This window comes from Colwellia sp. C2M11, from assembly GCF_018860915.1.
In the GTDB taxonomy this organism is placed as follows: Bacteria; Pseudomonadota; Gammaproteobacteria; order Enterobacterales; family Alteromonadaceae; genus Colwellia.
This window is the reverse complement of the sequence record NZ_JAHKQD010000053.1, coordinates 59,012-82,037: the sequence shown is the minus strand read 5'-3', so window position 1 is coordinate 82,037 and position 23,026 is coordinate 59,012. Positions and strand designations below refer to the sequence as shown.

Genomic DNA, 23,026 nt, shown 5'->3' with positions numbered 1-23,026 from the left:
AATACTTATTTATTAATTAAATAATCAAAACCGAGCGACCAGAAGTTATTTTCTAACTTTTTCAATGGTCGCTTTTTTGATCCTGGTGCTGCATTGTATAAAATCAGGTTAATAAGATCAGAGCTAACCGCAGGGTTACTATGAAAATAATCATGTCCGATTAAACCACCTGATTTTGGTACTTTAATTAAACTAACATTGCCAACAGAATTAAAGATGTTTTGCTCATTTTTATTAACATCTTTTGTATTTAATCGTCCAAAACTCAAGCCATTTGTTAACCATTGAGAAATGCCTAAGGCGCTATCTTCTTGAGAGGTGTAAATAGTGATTTTTCCAAATGCAGGTCCAAATTGTTCAGCCATTAATCTTTGTTTGATAATACCAAAATCTAAATCGGGAGCCGCTAAAATTAAGTTTTCAATACGTAAGTCTTTTCTTGGGTTTCCACCACTGGCTCTATTTTCTATTATTAGTTCTCGTAACGTTGTGGTGACTACATCTGTACCACGGCTATGAGCAATGATATGAATTTTTTCTATTTCAGGATTTTTAAAGAGTAGTCGTAAGGTTTCTTTTAAATGAAAAATAGTAAATTGCCCTGATTCTTTATCTGCAAAGTAGGCATTAAAACCTTTGGCCGCAGCAGGCCAAGAATATACCACAGGCACACCCTGTCGTTTCATAAAGTGCCAAATACCTGCAAGGGTAAATACGGATTCGTTAAAGGTGTTATTAAAGCCATGTACAAATAAAACCACATCTTTATTTGCACTGTTTTTTAAGCGCTGGTTAATCTGGCGGTTGAGTTGATTTTCATGAAAAGACTTTTTCTCTAGAATCTCTTCATCAATTTGAAGTCGATCTTCTATGATTTTAAATTTATAAGGGGATAAAGGAAAACGTCCTTGCTCGTCTACTTGCTCTAAAACATAAGTTAAGTCGGTAGAGCGCTCTTGAAGATTACTTTGTACTAGTAATTCATTCCACGGTAGTGATTTATCGCCAAAATTTACTTTGGCAACACCGTAAGCAATCGATGATGAGCGACTGGCATCATATTTTATATTTTTTTTCGGGGAGGTGCCTCGATCAGTAACATATATCAGCTCCATACCGGTTTCACGTAGCGCCTCTGGGATATCCTTTTCTGAGTATGGCGTATTTATAAATACATTTGGTGTTGGCATTAATTTGGGATTAGAAGAGCAAGCTGATAACAAGAGCACTAAAAGCGAAACGAAGATAGAAGACTTACCTGTAAAGTGGAAAAACATATTTATTCCTTATTTTCGATTCTTATAATTAGTGAGCAGGAGAATGCAAAATTTAATATACAAATTTAATACACAAATTTAATATAAACAGTTAAGAATAAAGGTTAATACCAAAGCTAATATGCAAGGTTATAGCTACAGTTTTAGTGGATATAGTACCTAAATTTATAATCAAACCAATAAAATATAGCAGACTTATTCAGCCTTAGGAATTTTGTTGTGAGGTTGTTTTCGTGTTATTGGAATAGTATTGGCTCTTTTACCTAAAAATGGTTAGTGTAATTCTACCGGTATTAAAAGCGCAATTGGATATTTAGCTAAAAGGCAGTTGACTTGATTAACTTAGTTTATACCAATCTCACTAACTATGTGATCATTTTTACTTGCTAAAATCACCAACTACATCGTTATTTATTTAATAATTAGAACAACTAGTTATTGAAATAAATGCCTTGTATTTGGCAATTTTTTCTACGTATAAATTTGTTCACTTAATTAATGAAACTGGTATTAGGTGATTCTTTATGGAGAAAAACTCTCTCAAAATTAACCTGTTACTAATTTTTAATGAGAGAATTTTTGATGTTTTATTTCGTACTGAATGGGTTACTATCTTCAGTCTATTTGGATAATACGTTGTAGACATATTAGCACTGAAATAAAAGTAACTTTCTATTCCATTGGCTCTTCAGTAGTAAAGGGCATTAACAGTACACGCATTGCTGGGCGCAAGGCTATTAAAATGGTTTCTTTATCAACACTTGGATTAAGTGCTCTACGTAAGGTAATGCCACTTATCATTGAAAACATTACTTCTATGCGACTTTCAAGCTCTTTCTCGCTGAGATCTTTTATTAAACTACGTTCACCTACTAATAAGCTGCGCATTTTATTCCTTGCGTAGCAGTCAGACTTTTGTAGTTGCTCTGAAACTTTATCGTTACGTGCAGCCTCGGCGAACATTTCTAAATTAAGCGCCCTTTGAGTGACATCACTATGATGATCTACAGCATGATCTAAGCCATCGATTAAAATTGTGACTAAATCTCCAGATTGATCTTCAAATTCTTGAAAAATTGAGAACATTGTTTCCATATCTTGCTCAATAATCGATTCAATAATGGCTTCTTTACTGGCAAAATAATTATAAATATGACCTGCGCTCATTCCCGCCGTTTTGGATATTTCGGCCATTCCGGCACCGTGATAACCTTTACGTCTAAAACAGTCTGCAGCTGCGCATAAAACTTGTTCACGTCGAGCTTGCGCAATCGCAGGATCTGTTTGTCTTTTAGATTTTTCTTTCATAGTAACTCCGAAAAGCACAGCTTCCCTTTAACCTAATACTTATCACTAGTTTACAAGACCTCAATTAACAATATTATGAGTTAAATCAACGAACTTATAAACGAGTGATAAAATATTAATTCTGTGGCACTAACGATTATTTACTCTGTTGAGTAGGTCGTTGCCAACCACCACCAATTGCTTTGTATAAACTAATTTGGCTAGTAATATAAGCTTGTTTACCACTAATAAGCTGTTGTCCTGCACTATACCAATTACGTTGTGCATCCAGCACTTGTAAATAACTATCAGCACCTTTTTCAAAACGTGCTTCAGAAAGTGTAAAGGATACTTTATTACTGTTATATAGCTCTTCAAGTGCACTTAACTGTTGCATATAACCCTCTCTATCCGTAAGCGCATCAGAAACTTCTCTAAACGCTTGTTGAATGGTTTGTTCATAGCTGGCTAAGGCAATTTCTTGCTGGGTTTGTGCTACATCTAAATTTGCTTGATTACGCCCCATATTGAATATAGGAATCGTTATTGAAGGGATAAAACTCCAAGTGCCAGTTCCGCCTGAAAACAAATTATCAAGATCAGCTGAAGCAGTGCCTGCATTTGCCGTTAGTGTAATACTTGGAAAAAACGCTGCCTTAGCGACACCAATATTAGCGTTCGCTGCTAATAACTTAAACTCAGCTGCTTTAATATCAGGGCGTTGTTCAAGTAATTCCGACGGTAAACCAACGGGAACATTGGGGAAGTTTAGTACTTCATCCAAGCTCTCAATGGGTAATAAGTCTGCTGCAACAGGTTTGCCTACTAATAGATCAAGTGCATTTTTATCACGTTTTAACATCCGTTGATAATTTGCAATATCAACTTTTGCCGCGGCCACTGTGCTTTGAATTTGCGCTAAGGTTAACTTTGATGCAGCGCCTAGCGCGTAGCTTTTTTCGGTTAATGCTAATGAAGCTTGCTGGCTTTTTAGTGTTTCCATTGCAAGTGTTAATTGTTCTTTATCAGCAGCATAATTTAACCAGGCATTGGCTAATTCAGAGATTAAGCTAATTTTTACACTCGTTTGAGTTTGCTCTGAGGCATACAAGGTTTGTAGTGCTTGATCTGATTGATTGCGAACCTTACCCCATAAATCTAGTTCATACGCTGTCATACCGACGGTAGCTGAATAGCTTTCACTAATTTGTGCACTACCTGTAGATGATAAATCGCTGGGTAAGCGCTGACGCGTACCTGAAGCTGAAAAATCAAGTGATGGATATAAAGCTGAGTCTTCAATTTGATAAAGTGCACGTACTTGCTGCACATTAAGCGCAGCAAGTTTAATGTCTTTATTATGAGTCAGTGTTTGCTCAATCAGTTTTTGTAGTTTTTCATTGGTAAAAAATTGCTGCCAGTGTAAATCAGTAATATCACCTTGTTGGCTTTGTACTGCATAACTTTCTGGTACTGGCAGTACAATATCTTCACGTGGTGGCGCCATTTGACAGGCACTTAGCACTACAACACTTAAACTGGCTAAACTGAATGTTTTAAATGTCATTATGATTTATCCTCTGTCACAGTTTTATGTTTACCTGGAAAAACTCGACGTACTAATACAAAGAATAATGGCACGAATAATACTACGATTAATGATGAGGCTAACGTACCACCAATAACTGAGATACCGAGTGCATTTTGTGCACCTGAGCCAGCACTTGACGCGATTGCAAGTGGTAATACACCACAAATAAATGCCATTGATGTCATTAGTATAGGGCGTAGACGTAGTTTTACTGCGGCAATGGCTGATTCAACTAATGGCATACCTTCATCCATTTTATGAATAGCAAACTCCACAATTAAAATTGCATTTTTTGACGCCAAGCCTATGGTTGTTAGCAAGCCTACTTGTAAGTAAATATCGTTTGATAAACCACCTAGGAATGCTGCCATGGTCGCACCAAAAACTCCTAATGGTACTATCATCATAACCGCCGCAGGTACTGACCAGCTTTCATATAATGCTGCTAAACATAAGAATACAATTAATAGCGAAAGGGCATATAATAATGGTGCTTGACCACCACTTAAACGCTCTTCATATGAAATACCTGTCCATTCAAAACCAACACCGGCAGGTAAGTTTTTAACTAACCTTTCGATTTCATCCATCGCTTGACCTGTACTATAACCTGGCGCAGCTGCACCTTGAATTTCCATTGCTGAAAAACCGTTATAACGTTCAAGACGAGGTGACCCGTAAGTCCAATATGATTGAGCAAAAGCGGTAAATGGCACCATATCACCGTTATTATTACGTACATACCATTTATCTAAATCTTCTGGAACCATACGTGACTCAGCGCTACCTTGCAGGTACACTTTTTTCACACGACCACGATCAATAAAGTCATTCACATAACTACTACCCCATGCGGTAGATAACGTACTGTTAATATCAGATTGTGTTAGACCTAGTGCTTGGGCTTTGGCTAAATCGATATCGAGTTCAAGTTCGGGTTTATCTTCTTGACCATTCGGGCGAACGCCTGCTAACACAGGGCTTTGAGAAGCCATGCCAAGTAACATATTACGCGCTTCGAGTAATTTGTCGTGTCCCAGTCCTACACGGTCTTGTAAAAATAAAGTAAAACCATTAGCAGTACCAAGCTCCATAACCGCAGGAGGAGGGAATGCAAAAATAAAGGCTTCTTTTATGGTTGAGAAAAAGCCCATTGCTTTACCTGCAACGGCACCAACAGAAAGGTTTGGATCTTGACGTTCATCCCAATGATTTAAACCAACAAAGCCAATTGCTGCATTTTGTCCAGAGCCGGCGAAACTAAAACCTGTTACCGTGAATATTGAACGCACTGCATCAGACTGATCTTCTAAATAATGACGCTCCATTTTTTGCACTACATTCAAGGTTTGCTCAGTTGTTGATCCCGCAGGTAAACTAACTAAGTTGAACAAAATACCTTGGTCTTCATCTGGTAAAAAGGCTGAAGGTAATTGTGCAAAAATATAAATCATGCCACCAACAATGAGGCCGTAACATAATAAATAGCGTTTGCTTAGTCTAATCATACGACCAACAAAACTTTGTGCACCAGCATTGGTTTTATCAAAACCACGATTAAAGGCCATAAAGAAGCGACCAATAAATGATGAATCATTATGTACATGGCTTGGTTTTAACATTGTTGCACATAAAGCAGGTGTTAAAATTAGGGCAACCAATACTGATAAACTCATCGCGGTAACTAAGGTGACCGAGAACTGTTTATAAATAACCCCGGTAGAACCGCTGAAAAAGGCCATAGGCACAAATACTGCCGACAACACCATTGCGATACCGACTAAGGCACCTTTAATTTCATCCATAGATTTACGTGTCGCTTCTAGAGGAGAAAGTTTTTCTTCTGTCATGACACGTTCAACGTTTTCAACGACAACAATGGCATCATCTACTAATAAGCCAATTGCTAATACCATTGCAAACATGGTTAAGGTGTTAATTGAATAACCTAACGTTTGTAGTACCGCTAAGGTACCTAATAATACAACGGGTACCGCAATTGTTGGAATTAATGTTGCGCGGAAGTTTTGTAAAAATAGATACATAACTAAAAATACTAAAACGACGGCTTCAACTAAGGTACTGACTACTTTTTCAATTGATAACTTAACAAAAGGAGTGGTGTCATAAGGAATAACTGTTGCTAAACCTTCAGGGAAAAGCGGCTCTAACTCTGCAAGGGCCGCTTTAATCGCATCGCCTGTATCAAGCGCGTTAGCACCACTTGCTAATTTAATACCTAAACCTGAAGCAGGTTTACCATTAAAACGTGCAACAACGGCATAACTTTCACCACCAAGCTCGACTCTAGCTACATCGCTTAAACGCACCACAGAACCATCAGTATTGGTTTTAACAAAAATATTTTCAAATTGTTCAGGCGTTTGTAAACGACTTTGAGCAGTAACTGTCGCATTTAACTGTTGGCCTGATATTGCTGGCAAAGCACCAAGTTGACCTGCTGATACTTGCGCATTCTGTGCACTGATAGAAGCACTGATGTCTGAAGGGGTTAGTTTATATTTTTGTAACATATCTGGATCTAACCAGATACGCATCGCATATTGCGAACCAAATAATTGTACTTCACCAACGCCATTTACTCGAGAGATGATATCTTGCACATTGGATGCTACATAGTCACCAATGTCGATATTACTCATGCTGCCATTTTCTGAAACAAAGCCGACAACCATTAAAAAGTTACGGGCAGATTTAGCAACCGAAACACCTTGGCGCTGTACTTCTTGAGGTAGTAACGGTGTTGCTAACGCAAGTTTATTTTGCACTTGAACTTGTGCAATATCTGGATCAGTATCGGCATCAAAAGTTAGTGTTAATGTTGCTGAACCGTTAGATTCAGACGTAGATGACATATAAAGTAAGCCATCTAAGCCTTTCATTTTTTGTTCAATAACTTGGGTAACCGTATCTTCTAATGTACGTGCAGATGCACCTGGATAGCTAGCTTGAATGCTAATTGTAGGTGGTGCAATTGACGGATATTGAGCAATCGGTAAACTCTTAATTGCAAGGATACCAGCCAACATAACAACAATGGCAAGTACCCAAGCAAAAATAGGCCGATCGATAAAAAATCGTGACATTTATGTGCTCCGTTATTGAATTTTAGCGATTGATTCGGCTGGCACTGCATTAACAGGGGCACCCGGTGCTATTTTTTGTAAGCCTTCAACAATCACTTGATCGCCATCATTTAAGCCACTTGTTACCAACCAATTAGAGCCTACGGTACGGTCAGTTTTTAATACTCGAGCTTCAACAGTGTTGTTTTTACTAACCACCATCGCTGTAGGTTCGCCCTTACTATTACGACTAACACCACGTTGTGGTACTAAGATTGCGTTAGCTTTAACACCTTCAACAATGACAGCTCTAACATACATACCTGGTAACAGTAGTTTTTCAGGGTTTGGAAATTCAGCTCGTAAGGTGACCGAGCCGGTGCTTGGGTCAACAATTACTTCTGAAAATTGAAGAGTGCCTTGATGCGGGTATACTGAGCCATCTTCCATTTTTAGCTCAACTTTTGATTGTGAAGTAAGATCTTTATTGAGCTCGCCATTGGCAATAGCTTTTTTCAAACGTGTTAATTCACTGCTTGATTGGGTAAGGTCAATATAAATGGGATCAAGTTGAGTAACTGTTGCTAGTGCAGTTGTCTGATTAGCACTTACTAAAGCTCCAGCTGTAACATTAGATTTACCTATTTGACCACTGATAGGCGATGAAACCTTACTGTAGTTAATATTAATTTGCGCTGTTTTAAGTTGTGCTTGTGCGGTGAGTAAGTCAGCTTGCGCACTTTTATAATTAGCATCTGCTTCATCATAGTCTTGCTGGCTAACAGCTTTTATTTCTAGTAGCTCTGCATAACGATCTGATTTAGCTTTTGCATTAGCAATATTTGCTTGCGCTTTACTGATAGCGGCTTTACTGCTTGCTATTTGCGCTTCAAATGTTGCTGGATCAATTTGATATAACGCTTGACCTTTTTTAACTTCGGCACCTTCAGTAAATAAGCGTGTTTGTACAATACCATTTACTTGTGGACGAATTTGCGCTACTCGTGAGGCAGTCACTCGACCTGGTAACTCTTTTGTAAGTGTTAGTGGTTGGCTTGTTAATTTAATAACGCCAACAGGAGTAGGCTGCCGAGCCGGTGCATTTGCCTGCTGATTTTGTTCGCAACCAGATAAAACAATTGCACTTGCTAAAGCAGTGATAATAAAAATAATGACGCGTGAACGCTGCATGTTAACCAATCTCTCTTTTAGGGTGAACGTTCATTCTAATTTAATTTTTGATGTTTTCCAACACTAATAAACAATTTTTTTTTAAAAAAATAATTTATTTTAGCCTGTTTATTCAGTTGTTAATCATTTAATTAAGTGCAATATCAGTGAGGTTAATAACGTCTTAATTCTCTTTTAAATCGTTAGTTACAAATCATAAAAAAAATTTACTTTAAAATTATTAGAGTAATAACTTTAATTTCAAGCATTTTTATATTTTAAAATTAATAAGTTAGATGAATTTTGCCAACTAAGGCTATAGGACTGAGTTAATGAAATGACTTACATTGAATTTTTTAGTTATATTGTTGTGATGCTGAAAGTCAGAGACGTTATCGCTTCATTAAAGTGATTTTATATTCACAATAACAGACTAAAAATAATATAGTAGACGAAATAAATTGGGGATAAAATATAAACAATTTAATCTTAAGTTATACTTAGTAATGCCGATACACTTTTATAAGCGCTAACTAATGAAGGTAATACCATGAGCTCACCCATTAATAGTATGAATACCGTTATGGCAAAAAATCCCTATAGCCAAGATACCAGTTCTATGACTAAGTCGACAGACAGTAATAACAGCGTTGAAGACCCGCAAGTTACAACAGGTCAAACTGGCGAGGTTCAGGAGTCTATCGCGGTTTCTCAAAAGAAACAGCTTAATGCAGCTATTATTGAATCAACGTTAGAATTTAGTAATTCACTTGGTGATCAACCTTTATCATTAGCATTGAAAGCAGCTTTACAAGGTATTAATGAAGCATTGCAAGTAAGTGGTGTTGAAAGCAGTGTGGAAGATGCTTATGAGTCTGGCCTTGATTTTAGTCCTGAAGCAACAGCAGAGCGTATTGTGTCTTTTAGTACGCAATTTTTAGGTGCTTTTAGAGAGCAAAATCCTGATCTGAGTGAAGAAGAATCTCTTAATGCATTTATGGATGTTATCGGTAGTGGCATTGATCAAGGTTTTGGTGAAGCGAAAGACATATTGGGCGGTTTGAATGTATTAGAAGGTGAAGTAAGTGATACGATTGATACCACTTACGATCTTGTTCAAGAAGGATTGCAGGCCTTTGTTGATTCATTGAATGAAAAAGAAGAAGAGAGTGCCACTGAGTAAGATGCTTGCTTTCGATCGATAATTTTTCGTTGGTTGTTGTAATACTGAATATATTTAAGAAGTCAAAAATAAATCATCTTTGACTTCTCCTTGAAATCTTCTAGAGTCAAACCTCAATTACTTTTTGGTATTAGATTGATGGTGTAGTTATTACAAGTCACTTCGCCATCCCATGCCGGACTCTTCCATTAATCGTTCATATACACCTTCTATATTAAGTGGCAGCCAAGCTTCATATTGTCTTAAGTCTTTAAATTCACTTAACTTGACATTTTGCTTTATTTCATCAAGCGTTTGACCAGCTAAAATACCTTCGGTAACTTTACTGTACAGCTGTTTTAGGTAACGTAAATAGCGTTTTACATCATCCTTATTACCCATGTCAGCATGGCCACCGACAAAGGTATTAAAGTCATAATGAAGGACAGCTTGTGTGGAATTAATCATACCTTGGATATCGTAACTCCACAGTTTTTGCCATGGCATTCTACCTATCATTATCCAATCAACTACAAATAAGGTTTTTTGTTTTTCAAACAACATACTTATTGAGCCTCGACCGTCATTTGGTCCATGATAATTAAGTTTAACGTTTGAATCTCCTAGCGTCAGTGTGAGTTCGTTATCGAATATTAGATCAGGGCTAACTGTTTTCATTTTAGTATTTTTAATATCTTGTGCACTTAACCTATGAGCAACGAAGATTGTATGTGGGCTTTTAAATACTTCTGCACCGTAAATATGGTCGCTGTGATTATGACTATAAATGACATATTTAACAGGTACGTTAAAACGCGTTTTAATTTGTTCATTCAGCCAGGTAGCCGCTTTTTTATTAAGAGGGTCGGTAACAATGGCACCTTGTGGAGTGATCAAAAATACTGAGCGGTGTCTATCGTCTATAAAGCGGTATAAGCCATCGCCTAATTCTTCAATTTCAAGTGCCTGTACAGTGAAGCCTACAATAAGTAACACTCCTGTTAATAGTTTTATCAATGACCTGGGCATACACCATTCCTTTAATAGAAAAAAATAATAATCTTGTTAAAAGAAGAGAGGAGAATAAGGTAAAAAATTTCAGCTAATTGTTTTCAGTGCGTCATCTTTAACTAATTATGTTCGAGATAAAATAGCTGTAATGAAATGATAAATAAATTATATAACTACATAATTGCCCTACATTTGGTGGTTAAGCTTACGACAATAAAGTATTAACGTTTAATTTTTATAGTTAATTTTGACGTTGAATTCTTAATGTTTAAGCATAATTTATTGGGGTTTAAAATGATGAAAAATTCGTGGGCAGCTTTACTGGTAGGAGTGTGTAGTTTATCACTAAGTGCATGTAATAATGGTAGTGAATTAACTCAGCAATATAGTGATACTAACGTGTTTACTTTAATAAGCCCTGCTATGGAAGACGGTGGTAAATTACCTGTTACTTATACTTGTGATGGTGAAAGTGTTCACCCTCCTTTTAGTTGGAGTGGGGCACCTGAAACTACACAATCTTATACCTTGATTATGCATCATAATGCACCAGATGGTGTTCATTGGTACTGGACGATGTACAACATCAATGGGGATGCCACACAAATAAATAGTGGTGAAACACTCGGTTTATTGGGTAGTAATAGTGTTAACGATATAAACGAATATGCGCCACCGTGCTCTAAAGGTCCTGGAGTGAAAAATTATACTTACACTCTTTATGCTTTGTCTGAGCCGGTTACTTTTCCTGAACGTAGTGTTTCTAATGAGCATGAAAAAGTCGATCGAGAGACACTTTTAGCGGCAATGAAAGATATCACGTTAGATTCTGCACAAATGACTGTAAGTTATGAGCGTGATAACCAGAGGGCAAAAGGTGAGAGGGGAGCAAATAAACGTTCAAATGGTGGGATGAAAAAAGGCGTTGAAAAAAGACCTAAGCCAGCTCCTTTTATTCAACCTGATTTGACTAAACACATTGATTCTGCTCGTTGCACTACAATTCAACAGTCGGTAAGTGACGCAGGTTTTGATAAAAATGTTGATGTAATTTGCGATGAAACCTATGCCTACATTGCATCTTCTACCTATCCTGATCATGAAATGATGACAGGCATTACGGGCACTAATGAACAAATTCCCGTACCTGCACAAGGTTATGCAGCACCGATTAAACTCGAACCTAAAAAAGCCGATACGTTAACGACTATTGATGCTGCCGTTGGCGTAGCTGTAAATGGTGTACCTATTTATGACTATTCATCGCAAGGTGAGTTAGATGTCAGTCAATATGATGCTAAACACGATACCTTAGTGTTAGGGCAGTTAGATAACTGTGGAGGGCATTCTGGTCGAGGTGACGACTATCATTATCATGTGTCACCAACGTGTATGATTGAGACTATGAAAAATAAAGACGATGATAGCATTATTGGTTGGGCATACGATGGTTATCCATTGTATGGCGACAAGAATCCTGACGGCAGTGAAATCAGTAAAGGTGATTTAGATGTGTGTAATGGTCAGGCAGATGACACTTTTGGTTATCGTTATCAAACCTCAGTAACTCCACCTTATATCATTCAATGTTTAGTTGGTGAAGTTGATACCGCAAAATTACCTAGAGTTGCTCCATTAAGTGGTGATACGCAAGGAATAAGAGCTGATCTTCGTCCACCTGCAGGTGGTGTTGAAAACTTAACTCACACAGTGTCAAAAGATGGCAGCCGTACTATGCGTTATTCATATCAAGGTGAAGAGTATTTCACGACTTATACGCCATCAAAGCAGGGGGATAGCTGTTATGACTTTAAACAAAAAACCATTAGCAATGGTGGCAAAGTTGAAGAAGGCACTTTTTGCAGAAACAGTGATCAAGCAAAAGCTGAACCAGCGAAAAATTTAGCTACAGAGCAAGAAGACAGACCTAAGTCTGAACCTAAGCGTAAGCAAAATGTTTTAACGCCATTAGTGACTGTTAATGCTACAAATCCAAACATTTCAGGTGAACACCATTTTAAACTAGAAGCATGGGCTGACAACTGGTTTGCTGTTTATGTTGGCGAAAACCTTCTTATTGAAGATTCAGTCTCTATAACCACTGAGCGTTCTTTTAATGCAGAAAGGGTTATCTTTTCTGAAGATTATCCTATTCAGCTTAATTTGATTATTAAAGACTTTAAGCAAAATGATTCAGGGTTAGAGTACATAGGTGCCAGAAACCAACAAATGGGTGATGGCGGTTTTATTATGCAAGTAACTGATATAGATACTAATGAAGTTGTTTCTGTTACAGATAGTAGTTGGAAATGTGAAGTACTTCATCGAGCCCCTTTGAACAAGTTATGTGAGCAAGAGTCTAACCCTGTTGCTGGCGAAGGCTATTGTACTTTTATGTCTAAAGAAGCGCCTAACAATTGGTTAAAAACTGATTTTGATGATTCATCTTGGGATGATGCAACTGAACATAATACTGCCTCGGTAGGGCCAAAAGATGGTTATAACGAGATAACTTGGGATGAAAATGCTCAGATAATCTGGGGTGATGATCTTGAAACTGTAAATACATTAATTTGTCGTGCAACCATTGAGCAACCTGAATCTCAACAGTAATAAATAACCGAGGTAACTAGAATGACGTTAGTTAGAAAATTGAAATGTACAAAAACCTTGCGTGCTTTAATGTTCGCTTGTATTGGTTATTTTATAACGCTTAGCATACCTTTAAGTGCTCATATTTTAAATGAGACAACTGCGCAAGTTATTTTAAGAGACGGGCAAATAGAAGTGAAAATGTATACCGATCTTGAACATTTTAGTGCTGCTTTACAAAGTGATCAGGCTTGGTTATTGGGCGATATTGATGCCGTAATGCCTGATAATTTAAATGCTAGCCAACAGGAAGCTTTCATTGTGGATGCGCTTAAACAAAAAATGCTTTTAACGGTAAATGGAAAACCGATAAGTATTGAAACTGCTTATTTAGAAACCGTTGTGGATAAAAATGATGATCACACCAGAGAAATTATTTTTCAAGCAAGACATAGTTATTCAAAGGTAACTGAACTCTCGGTTTCATTTCATAAAAGCTTAGGAGCAGTTCATACGAGTTTTGTTAAGCCTCAGTACAAATTACTCAGTGCTGGCGCTACTGCTCATATGACTTTTTAGCTCTTTAATATATAGATAGGTTTACTTAACAATAATTTGAGTAAGTCTATCTATTATGTGAAAACCTCAATTGTAGGCATATAGTCAATATGCAATACTGCTACAAAGTATAAAGCCATGATCTTAAATACCAGAGAGCCTATGAAGTTAATCCATAAATTCTTTTTAGCTTTTTTCATCACTAATATAACCTTGGTTGGCTTAATGTTTGCGTTTATCTATATGAATTTCTCAGTAGAGTTTAATCACTTTGTTGAAAAAGAAGAACATAAGCATCTTAACGAGGTTAAGCAACAACTTGTAAGTCTCTACTCTGAATTCGGCTCTTGGGATCCTATTAGTGACAATACACAACTATGGCGTTCTATTGTTGCACCTGAAAAGAATCCAAATACGTCAGAAGTATATTCAAAAGACAATACTAGCTTTGCCCATAATACGCAGAGCATTAATAATAAAAAAGTAATAAATAAACAAGCAGCCACGCAAAAAAAGTCACCATCGATGTTATGGGTAAACCTTCCCGCTGATTTATTACAAACAGGTAAACGCATCAGTTTGTATGATGAAAATAAACAAGTTGTTGTTGGTAGGGCTGATATAAATGAAAACCCTTATATCGAAGCTGTTTTATTAAATAATACCGTGATCGGCTGGATCGGTTTAGTGCCTTCAAATTTAGTTGAAAATAGTCCAGCTGAAGCTTTTTTATCGGCACAACTTCATAATTATTTATTGATCACCTTATTCGTTATTCTCCTGGCTTTTATTATGGCAATTGTGTTATCTCGGCATTTAATTAAGCCAATCAAACAAATTGTTGTTGGTACGAGTGAGCTTAATAAAGGAAACTTTTCCAGTAGAATTAAACCGCTTACTCAGGATGAACTAGGGACATTATCTAAGAACTTTAATGAATTGGCGGGTACGCTTGAACATAATCAACAAATGCGGTTTCAGTGGGTGTCTGATACGTCTCATGAATTAAGAACACCGCTTACTGTTCTACGATCGCACTTATTAGCTGTGCAAGAAGGTGTTTTTATTGCTGATGAAAAGCGCATTAGTTTACTCATTAATCAGGTTGATAATTTAAGTCATATTGTTGATGATCTTGCCCAATTAACTAACAGCGATACAGCTAACTTAACTTATAATGCGGTAGATATTGACGTATGCGAAATGCTTCAACAATTAATTGAAAGTTATACACCTAGATTTGAAGAGCACAACTTATCGCTTAATAGTCAAGCTTTACAACATACAGATTCATGCCTAGTTAGTGGTGATAAAGATAGGTTGCACCAGCTATTTGCAAACTTATTAGAAAATACCTGCCGATATACTCATGCTGGTGGACAAATAAATATAGAAATTAATAAACTTGAGCATGAGTTAGTGATAATTGTTCATGACTCTGCGCCAGGTGTGTTGCCTGAGGAGCATACTAAACTTTTTGAACGTTTCTACCGTGTAGAAAAATCAAGAAATAGAGATTATGGCGGCTCAGGACTTGGTTTATCACTATGTAAACAAATAGCAGAGGCACATGGTGGAGATATTGCTATACAAGATTCACCATTAGGTGGCTTGGCGGTAAAAGTTACCTTTCCTATTGTAGGTTAATATAATGACAACACATAAAATACTGATTGTTGAAGATGAAGAGCACATTGCTGAAGTGCTAATCGCTTACTGCAAACAACAAGGTTACTGCACTGAACATTTTAATAGTGGGCAGGACGTGGTTAATTTTGTAAAAAATAATCATGTTGATTTAATTCTGTTAGATTTAATGTTGCCAGATGTAGACGGTATTACACTGTGTAAAGAAGTCAGGTTGTTCTCGAATGTCCCTATTATTATGGTCACAGCTAAAAGCGAAGAGATCGATCGCTTATTGGGTTTAAACCTTGGTGCTGATGATTATATCTGTAAGCCTTTTAGCCCAAAAGAGGTGATTGCAAGAATACAGGCTGTGTTAAGAAGAACTCAGCAAACTAAAATGAATATTATTTATCAATCGGGTTTTGAGGTACATAAAGAAGATTATGTTGCGCTTCTTAAGGGGAAGGATATAGGTTTTACTGCGGTTGAGTTTAAAATATTTCTGCTTTTTATCAGTCAGGTTGGTCGTGTGTTTACTCGTGAAGATATTATTAACGCTATATATAATCAGGCGTTAGATATGTCAGATCGTAATATTGATACCCATATAAAAAATATACGTAAAAAGATAAACGAGATAGAAGAGGGGGTAAACCCGATCTCTGCAGTTTATGGTGTTGGTTATAAATTTAAAGAAATACTTTAGTTAATTAATTGTACCTTTCGGTAAGGTTTGACTTAAAATGTACCGTTAAGTACAATTGGTTTTATACTTGGTTGTTTAATTCGGAGTCATTGTGTCTAGCGGTAGAAAAAAATTATTTGATGAAAATACAGCTTTAAATGCTGCCATGGATGTTTTTTGGCAAAAGGGCTATGTTGGTGCTTCTCTTACTGATTTAACTAAGCGTATGGGAATTAATAAGCCGAGTATGTACAGTGCTTTTGGTAATAAAGAAGCGTTATTTGTTAAAGCGACCCAGTGCTATATTGATACTAAAATGAAGCCACTTATTAGCCTGCTTTTTGAAGAAAAAGTGACACTAAAACAACGTTTAAAAAATCATATGATGTCTATTGTAGCTATGCAATGTGATACAAGTGATGCAAAAGGTTGTTATTTGGCATTATGTCAGTCAGAGCTTGTAAGCGGTGATATTCCTGAACAAGCAGAGCAGTTACTTAAAGAAGCCGATGCTATGCCAATTCAAGTTTATACCGAACTGTTTAATAGTGATGCTGAGGCTATTAAATTAGGGCTAAATAATAATGCTCAAGCCAATGCGTTAAGTCTATACACTATATTAAAGGGGACTGCTTCGATGGCGCGATCTGGCATTGATAAATCAGAGCTTGAATATAGTATTGATAGTATTCTTGTTGGTATAGGTGTGCAATAAATAGTGTTAATTCATTTATAGAAATTAAATAAGACTCACTCAGTTAATAAAAATTGAGTTTAAGGTTAATAGGAATTATATATGGTAGACAAGCTAAAAATAGATATTATTTCGGATGTTGTTTGTCCTTGGTGTATTATTGGTTATAAAAACTTAGCGCAAGCAATTGCTGAATTAGGTGTTCAAGATCAAGTTGAAATTGAATGGCAGCCATTTGAATTAAACCCTGATATGCCACCAGAAGGCGAACATTTAAGAGAACATTCAGCAAGAAAGTATGGCTCTACGCCAGAAAGTAGCGCTAAGTTTAGAGTTGAGATGGCTGAGCGCGGCAATGAGGTTGGCTTTCAATTTAACTTTTTTGAAGAAATGAGGATAGTGAATACACGTGATGCACATGTTATGTTGGAGTTTGCCAAAGATTACAATCTTCAAACCGAATTAAAGTTACGATTATTCGCCGCTTGTTTTACTGAACAGAAAAACATTTCAGACCGTGAAGTCCTTATCAAAGAAGTTTCAGCCGTCGGTTTAGATGCGAATGAAGCAAGTGTTAGACTTGAAAATAAAAATGCAATTAAAGAAGTTCAAGAAAAAGAAATTGAATGGCAACGTTTGGGTATATCATCAGTACCAACTGTAGTGCTTAACCGTAAAGTTGCGGCAGCAGGAGCGCAACCTGTAGAAGCATTTAAGCAATTTATTATGTCGGAATTGCAAGCTAGCTAAGCGAGTATTATGAATAATAAGTGAGTTTTGTAGTCAATATAAGCAATTAAGCATTGATTTCAAAACTGGCTTATCGTTAACTTATATCAGGGTGGGAGATATCATTTATTAAGAGCAATTAAGTTGCTGGTTTATTATCCATAAAAAAGTTTACGTTATTTAAGTCAATCATGTAGTCACGTTTAACCTGTTTATTGTTTGCTAGCTTGTCTAAGTCACCAATCAACGTAACTAATTTGTCATGAGAGTGATGGCTTGTTCTTTCATAATCTTCAGGCTTTCCGGTGTAATCAACACGCTCAGTTTCCTTTTTATCATGACTAGTTTCATTCTTCTCTAGCCAAATATCGTTAATTTGGCGAATACTGCTCTCGTTTGTTATTCTTTCAAGCAGTGCCGTTTCTAATTCATACTGATTTGTTTTTGGATTGAATTCGTATGTTTCTTTATCAATATCTACTTGGTGTTCTTGATCAAGACCTACTAATTCTTGCTTTTTAACAGCAGTATTAATGTTGTAACTTTCAGTTTTATCATAATTATCTGGACGGGTACCTTGATAATCAAAGTGAGCGTTAACTGTTTTACTTTGCGTTGTGCCGTTTAGTTCACCTGATTTATAGTGCTCGGTTACCTGACTTAATTCGACAGTACTTTTAGGATGTATAGGTCGAAGTCCTTCTGGCTCCGACGTAAATGAAAATTTAGCGTTAAAATCGGCTAGTTTAGAAATCCCCGTGCCTAATGTGTTATTAGTTTCTTCACCAAGACCTTTATAACGAGGATCATTAGTCACCATGTTATCAACTAAATCGGCGACCATTTCTCTGCCATTAGTGAATTCGCGAGCGGCGACTGACTCGATATTACTATAGCGCTCGGCAGCTGATGACATGCTGGTAAAAGCGTCTTTAAATACAGCAAAACCTTGCTGCATACGTGCATCATTTTGCTTACCAAATGCAGAGTTTTCTTTGCTGTCATTACTATTAAAACGGCTATCTTCAAGGTTTTGGTCTAATGTGCTTAAGTATTGCTGCATTTGGTCTACGTCTTTACCACCAAAAATAGACATATCTAATGAAAAATCTATTTCGGTAACGCCAGCGTTTGACTTAAACGAAAGCGCTTGTGTATTGTGTTTTTCATCAAAATTGTAACTTAGCTCAAAACTATTTTCTAAAGCGGCAATAGGTTGGTTTTCAGTAGTCGAAAAAGCAATGTCAAAGCCAGATAATTGCTCATTATTGAAATTAGCTAAAAAATCTAGGTTAAATTCAGCTTGGCCTGGAGGTACATATTTAGTGTATGAACTTTGCCCAAAAGAGTTTGCACTGACTTTAAAAAATTCATCAGCCATTTCGCCAACTTCTAACAATATTTGGTTGAGTGCTTGATGCTCAACCTCTGACAAATCTCCTTCAACTTCATAACTAATACCAAAACTATCAACCGCTTCACCTGTATCTTCGTCATAACCTTGAGCAGAGTTAAAGATTATATTAACAATATCGCCTTCTTTAGTTTTTACTGACAGTTCAAAACGATTGCTGTCGTCACCCTCATTTATTTCGCGATAGCTGCTTTCCATTAACGGGTCTAACATTCGTTCAACACGCTGTTCACTGGATGCTAAAAATGACTTTTGTTCATGACCTAGCTGCCCTAAACGCGATAAGATATCACTAGTATTTGCGTAAGCGCCGTGGATGTTTTTTACCGACTTATTCAAACGTTTCATTAACTCTTCGCTATTCTCGTTCTTATCCAATCCTTCCTGCTGGCTGGTTAATACAGTACGCATCGCTAATTCTTCAGGGGAAATATCATAGTTAACAGTGACCGGTTGACTCGTTAACGTAAGGATAGAGGCAAATTCTTTTTTGAGTAATGTTTCAACTTTTTCTTGGTCAAATTGACTTAGCAGCTCTTGAGCTATTTCTGGTGCAATATTTTTAAGCTCATCGGTGAGAGTGTGAGCTATATCATTGATTGGTTGGGCAACAGATGTTACTAAGCTAGATGAGCTATTTAGTACATTGTTAATCATGATTTTTTAATGCTAAGTTGATGTTAATTATGTATCGGCAATAGAATAAATACCTTAAGTTTTAAGGTGATTTTTTAATAAGTCGTTTGTTGTCCTGGATTTAATCGATAAACCGATAGTGTTTTATATTTACGACGCTATATAATAAATAGCAGCTAACTAACGAGTAATGCCTTTGCGGTAATCTAAAATGAGCAATATTGTATGCATGTACTAAATCTTGATATCCCCTTCGATTGTCGTTTTACTTGTTGGTTTTGTGGTGAAGGGTCTCACCAAACGATTGTGACTACATTAAAGACACGCCAAGCAGTCAATATGCCAATTTGTGATGAATGTAAATCTTACCGATGCCATAACGAATCAAGTGCACTTGTAATACTTGAAAAGCTTATTAAAGATAAAATAGTAAAACAAAGTGCTAAAGCGTTAGCGATAGGGGCTAATTGGACCGAAAAAGAGCTGCAAGAGTCTGAGCTAACTGGCAGTGCCTTCGATGGCTTTAAAAAGAGTGGTTGGAAAATGTTCTTGATTGCTCGAGAGCGTGTTAATTTTAGTGGTTGGGAATTATCTATTGATGGTGTTCCTATTGAAAATACAGTAGTGGATGAGAATTTTGTATTTGATGGCCTGACTTTTACAAGCTTTATTACTATGTTGGATTACTTAAGCACTACTTTTTCATTAAATAAAGACTTTTTAGAGCAAGTATTAACGCTTTATGGCGATGACCGTGCAATAGAGGCGGTAAAGTTTTGTCGATTAGTGCCTAACGAGTCAAAACCTGAACGTGAAAAAGCGCTTAATGATTTGATTGCTTCTTTTAAAGAAAAAGATGCAATGCGCTATTAATCGTGCAGTTATTCTAGTCGTGCAGTTATTCCTATAAAAGTAAATACCGGACATCGTTATTAAAGGGGGGAAACAGTATCACTGAATTAACTTGGCTTTTATTGCTAAATAAATACCTGAAAAGATAAAAAGAATACCGACAATATGAAAGCTATGAATTTTCTCGTTCAGAAAAATTGAAGAGAGTAACAATCCAAATAACGGCATTAAATGAATAAATAGCCCTGCTTTTACTGCGCCTATATCGGCAACACCTTTGTTCCAAAAAATATAAGCAAGGATAGAAGGGAAAATCGCCATGTAGAGCACCGCGTATGTGCTTTTATTTCCCCATACAATATGCTCAGCAAAGTAAAATTCTACCGCAGAAAAAGGCAGTAATATGAGTGAACCAATAAGCACTGTTACCCCAAAAAAAGTAAAACCATCAAGTTCAGCAGGGCGCCAGCGTAATAATAATGAATAAATAGCCCAGCAGAGTACACCGGTTAATACATATAAATCACCAACATTAAATGACAATGAAAGTAGGTTAGATATTTGACCTTGAGTTATCAGCATTAAAACGCCAATTAACGAAATAGTAACTCCGATCCATTGCTGAAGAGAAACACGTTCTTTTAACCATACTGAAGATAATATTAGTATAAATATTGGGATAGCTGATTGTAGTATTGTGGCATTAGAGGCATTTGTACTAGTAAGACCGATATAAATAAAGGTATTGAAACAAGCAACGCTAAATATTGAAAATACCGTCAGCATTTTCCAATGAGTTAATATTACAGCTTTCTGCTTAATAAGCCTTGGTATTAAAAAAGGCAATAGAATCACCAATGCTAATGTCCAACGAAGCTCCGCCATAACAATAGGTGGCAATACTGAGTGCATTGCTCGTCCTATAACAAAATTTCCTGCCCAAAATAAAGTGGTCAGTATTAAAAGTAAGTAGGGCATTGCAGTCTCGTTGAGTTATGTCGAAGATAAAATAGAATATTTGATAGCTATCAGAATACAGTAATGATATTTATCAGTGTTGATATAAAATAGCACTAGTCGCTAGTTATTGAGATTATATCAACATTTGTGCCTTAGCTTCTTACTATTTAGTCACTATATAACAATAAATATGACTAGTTGTGAGGATTAATTAGCAATAATTAACCATTATGATCTTAATGTAAGCGATACTAAGACCACGCCATGATCGGTACTTTCGCCATCACGTTCAAAAATGGGATTAATTAAATGGCGATCGTAAGTTTCATGTGCACTAACTGCATAAAGACTGTCGTGATAATTAGCATCAAATTCACAAGATAATAAAATGTAATCAAGTACAGAGCTACTTGCGCCAAAATAATGTGTTGGGGGGCGCGTTTCTTCAGCTTTGTTAACAGTTTTTCCTTCATTGGCAAGCACAGCTTGATATAAATCCCAAGCATCATGTAAGCAATACTTAGCCAGATAGGCATCACGATCAATGGTTGAGACAAACCGTAAAGTGTTGGTGAGTATATGGCTTAACACCCCATCGGCTAAGGTATTATTAAAATCACCCATTAATACCATTGGTTGATTCGTTTCTTCACGGCGCTGTATCATATCCATCATTAATAATGTTGCTTCACTGCCACGTTGCACTGTTGAGCCCCAGCTACCGGCTATTTGTGCTTTTAGACTTTCAATAATGGTCTGCTCAGGTGAGAAGTTATTATTGTGCTCATTCAGTTCAATCATTGAACGTTTAGACTTAAAATGCACAACATAACAATCACAATTGCCTAAATGAGGAATATCAATTGTTGCTCGTAATACTCTACGACTAAAAGAAAACTGATCGGTTAAGCCTAATTTTTGGGCAAACTCAATGTTAGGCTCTACCGAAAATACTTCAATAATAGGGTAACGAGAGGCAATAGCGACAACAGGACGCTGATAAATAAAATCATCAATTACTTGAGGTTGATCAACCACGGCAAAATATTGATATCCTTGACTCGCCACTAGCTCTTTTAATGAATTAGGGCTAAATACTTCTTGAAAGCCAATAATATCCGGTCGATATTCGTCTAAATATTCACTAATCCAACGTTGTTTTTTTTGCCATTGTTCAGCACTAAAAATACGTTCGAACTCATAAGCGGCATTCGGTGGTTCAAGGTAATTAAATAAATTGAATGTAGCGAATTTGAGCTTTGTATTGGCAAGTGAGCTTGTTAAGGATGGACTATCAAAGGGGATGTCTTGGCTACTTGCTTGATCTTGATGATTGATAAAATAACTCTACTAATTAATAAGGAAAAATTAAGTAAACAAGAGGCGGAATAATATTAAGCACAATATTAAATAATTATTCAAGTGAAAAGTAACTCAAGATTACCGAGGTGATTTTTCATATCATGGTCGTATTTTTTGTAAAAATCAATAAAAGTACTAAGCTCATTATTAACTAATAGGTTAGTTATATTTTTTATTCAAAAATAAATTTTTATTTCAATGATATATAAATACTGGAAAATTGTTAAAAGACAACTATGCTTTTAAAAAGCTAGTATTGATAAAGTCATTACTTCGTATATTCACTAGCCTACAATATTAATTATATCTGATAAATACTCCTACCAAGGTT

General features: G+C 36.4%; 17 protein-coding genes. 8 read left to right on the top strand and 9 right to left on the bottom strand.

The features are described 5' to 3' along the window. Window positions 1-5: 5 nt before the first annotated feature. From KO509_RS16550 to KO509_RS16530, 5 genes are all read right to left on the bottom strand, one after another. Window positions 6-1,277 (bottom strand): alpha/beta hydrolase, encoded by a 1,272-nt coding sequence (locus KO509_RS16550; protein ID WP_215974365.1) that lies wholly within the window; start codon window positions 1,275-1,277, stop codon window positions 6-8. A 672-nt stretch (window positions 1,278-1,949) separates the two neighbouring features. After that, the gene (locus tag KO509_RS16545; protein ID WP_215974364.1) at window positions 1,950-2,585 is read right to left on the bottom strand and encodes a TetR/AcrR family transcriptional regulator; all 636 of its coding nucleotides are present in this window, start codon (window positions 2,583-2,585) and stop codon (window positions 1,950-1,952) included. A gap of 136 nt (window positions 2,586-2,721) precedes the next feature. Beyond that, the gene (locus KO509_RS16540) at window positions 2,722-4,131 is read right to left on the bottom strand and encodes an efflux transporter outer membrane subunit (RefSeq protein ID WP_215974363.1); all 1,410 of its coding nucleotides are present in this window, start codon (window positions 4,129-4,131) and stop codon (window positions 2,722-2,724) included. Next, window positions 4,131-7,262: an efflux RND transporter permease subunit gene (locus KO509_RS16535; RefSeq protein WP_215974362.1), complete on the bottom strand. Its 3,132-nt coding sequence runs from the start codon at window positions 7,260-7,262 to the stop codon at window positions 4,131-4,133. The genes KO509_RS16540 and KO509_RS16535 overlap by 1 nt, the downstream gene beginning before the upstream one ends. 12 nt (window positions 7,263-7,274) lie before the next feature. Continuing rightward, entirely contained in the window at window positions 7,275-8,432 is a 1,158-nt protein-coding gene (locus KO509_RS16530) for an efflux RND transporter periplasmic adaptor subunit (protein WP_215974361.1), read from the bottom strand. Between the two features lie 529 nt (window positions 8,433-8,961). On the opposite strand from KO509_RS16530, the gene KO509_RS16525 reads away from it, so the two are divergent. Next, the gene (locus KO509_RS16525) at window positions 8,962-9,594 is read left to right on the top strand and encodes a DUF5610 domain-containing protein (RefSeq protein WP_252727672.1); all 633 of its coding nucleotides are present in this window, start codon (window positions 8,962-8,964) and stop codon (window positions 9,592-9,594) included. A gap of 150 nt (window positions 9,595-9,744) precedes the next feature. Here KO509_RS16525 and KO509_RS16520 read toward each other — a convergent pair whose 3' ends face one another. Next, window positions 9,745-10,602, bottom strand: a complete 858-nt coding sequence (locus tag KO509_RS16520; RefSeq protein ID WP_215974360.1) for an MBL fold metallo-hydrolase — start codon at window positions 10,600-10,602, stop codon at window positions 9,745-9,747. A 276-nt stretch (window positions 10,603-10,878) separates the two neighbouring features. On the opposite strand from KO509_RS16520, the gene KO509_RS16515 reads away from it, so the two are divergent. The 6 genes from KO509_RS16515 to KO509_RS16490 all read left to right on the top strand — a co-directional run bounded on the left by KO509_RS16515 (window position 10,879) and on the right by KO509_RS16490 (window position 17,492). Continuing rightward, window positions 10,879-13,197 carry a YHYH protein gene (locus tag KO509_RS16515; protein ID WP_252727670.1) on the top strand — a complete coding sequence of 773 codons (2,319 nt, stop codon included), beginning with the start codon at window positions 10,879-10,881 and terminating at the stop codon, window positions 13,195-13,197. Between the two features lie 21 nt (window positions 13,198-13,218). Beyond that, window positions 13,219-13,755, top strand: coding sequence for a hypothetical protein (locus KO509_RS16510; RefSeq protein ID WP_252727668.1), 537 nt, complete (start codon window positions 13,219-13,221; stop codon window positions 13,753-13,755). 117 nt (window positions 13,756-13,872) lie between these two features. Next, entirely contained in the window at window positions 13,873-15,381 is a 1,509-nt protein-coding gene (locus KO509_RS16505) for an ATP-binding protein (protein WP_215974359.1), read from the top strand. A 4-nt stretch (window positions 15,382-15,385) separates the two neighbouring features. Continuing rightward, window positions 15,386-16,069 carry a response regulator gene (locus KO509_RS16500; protein WP_215974358.1) on the top strand — a complete coding sequence of 228 codons (684 nt, stop codon included), beginning with the start codon at window positions 15,386-15,388 and terminating at the stop codon, window positions 16,067-16,069. Between the two features lie 91 nt (window positions 16,070-16,160). Then, window positions 16,161-16,763, top strand: a complete 603-nt coding sequence (locus KO509_RS16495) for a TetR/AcrR family transcriptional regulator (RefSeq protein ID WP_215974357.1) — start codon at window positions 16,161-16,163, stop codon at window positions 16,761-16,763. Between the two features lie 81 nt (window positions 16,764-16,844). Further along, entirely contained in the window at window positions 16,845-17,492 is a 648-nt protein-coding gene (locus KO509_RS16490; protein WP_215974356.1) for a DsbA family oxidoreductase, read from the top strand. A gap of 118 nt (window positions 17,493-17,610) precedes the next feature. On the opposite strand, the gene KO509_RS16485 is transcribed toward KO509_RS16490, so the two are convergent. Continuing rightward, window positions 17,611-19,542: a hypothetical protein gene (locus tag KO509_RS16485; RefSeq protein ID WP_215974355.1), complete on the bottom strand. Its 1,932-nt coding sequence runs from the start codon at window positions 19,540-19,542 to the stop codon at window positions 17,611-17,613. A 204-nt stretch (window positions 19,543-19,746) separates the two neighbouring features. Between KO509_RS16485 and KO509_RS16480 the strand changes: the two genes are divergently transcribed. Further along, a complete protein-coding gene (locus KO509_RS16480; protein ID WP_215974354.1) occupies window positions 19,747-20,394 on the top strand; it encodes a hypothetical protein in 648 nt (215 codons plus the stop codon). Window positions 20,395-20,472: 78 nt separating this feature from the next. On the opposite strand, the gene KO509_RS16475 is transcribed toward KO509_RS16480, so the two are convergent. Then, window positions 20,473-21,351: a DMT family transporter gene (locus KO509_RS16475; RefSeq protein WP_215974353.1), complete on the bottom strand. Its 879-nt coding sequence runs from the start codon at window positions 21,349-21,351 to the stop codon at window positions 20,473-20,475. 210 nt (window positions 21,352-21,561) lie between these two features. Further along, the gene (locus KO509_RS16470) at window positions 21,562-22,638 is read right to left on the bottom strand and encodes an endonuclease/exonuclease/phosphatase family protein (protein WP_215974455.1); all 1,077 of its coding nucleotides are present in this window, start codon (window positions 22,636-22,638) and stop codon (window positions 21,562-21,564) included. Window positions 22,639-23,026: the final 388 nt, after the last annotated feature.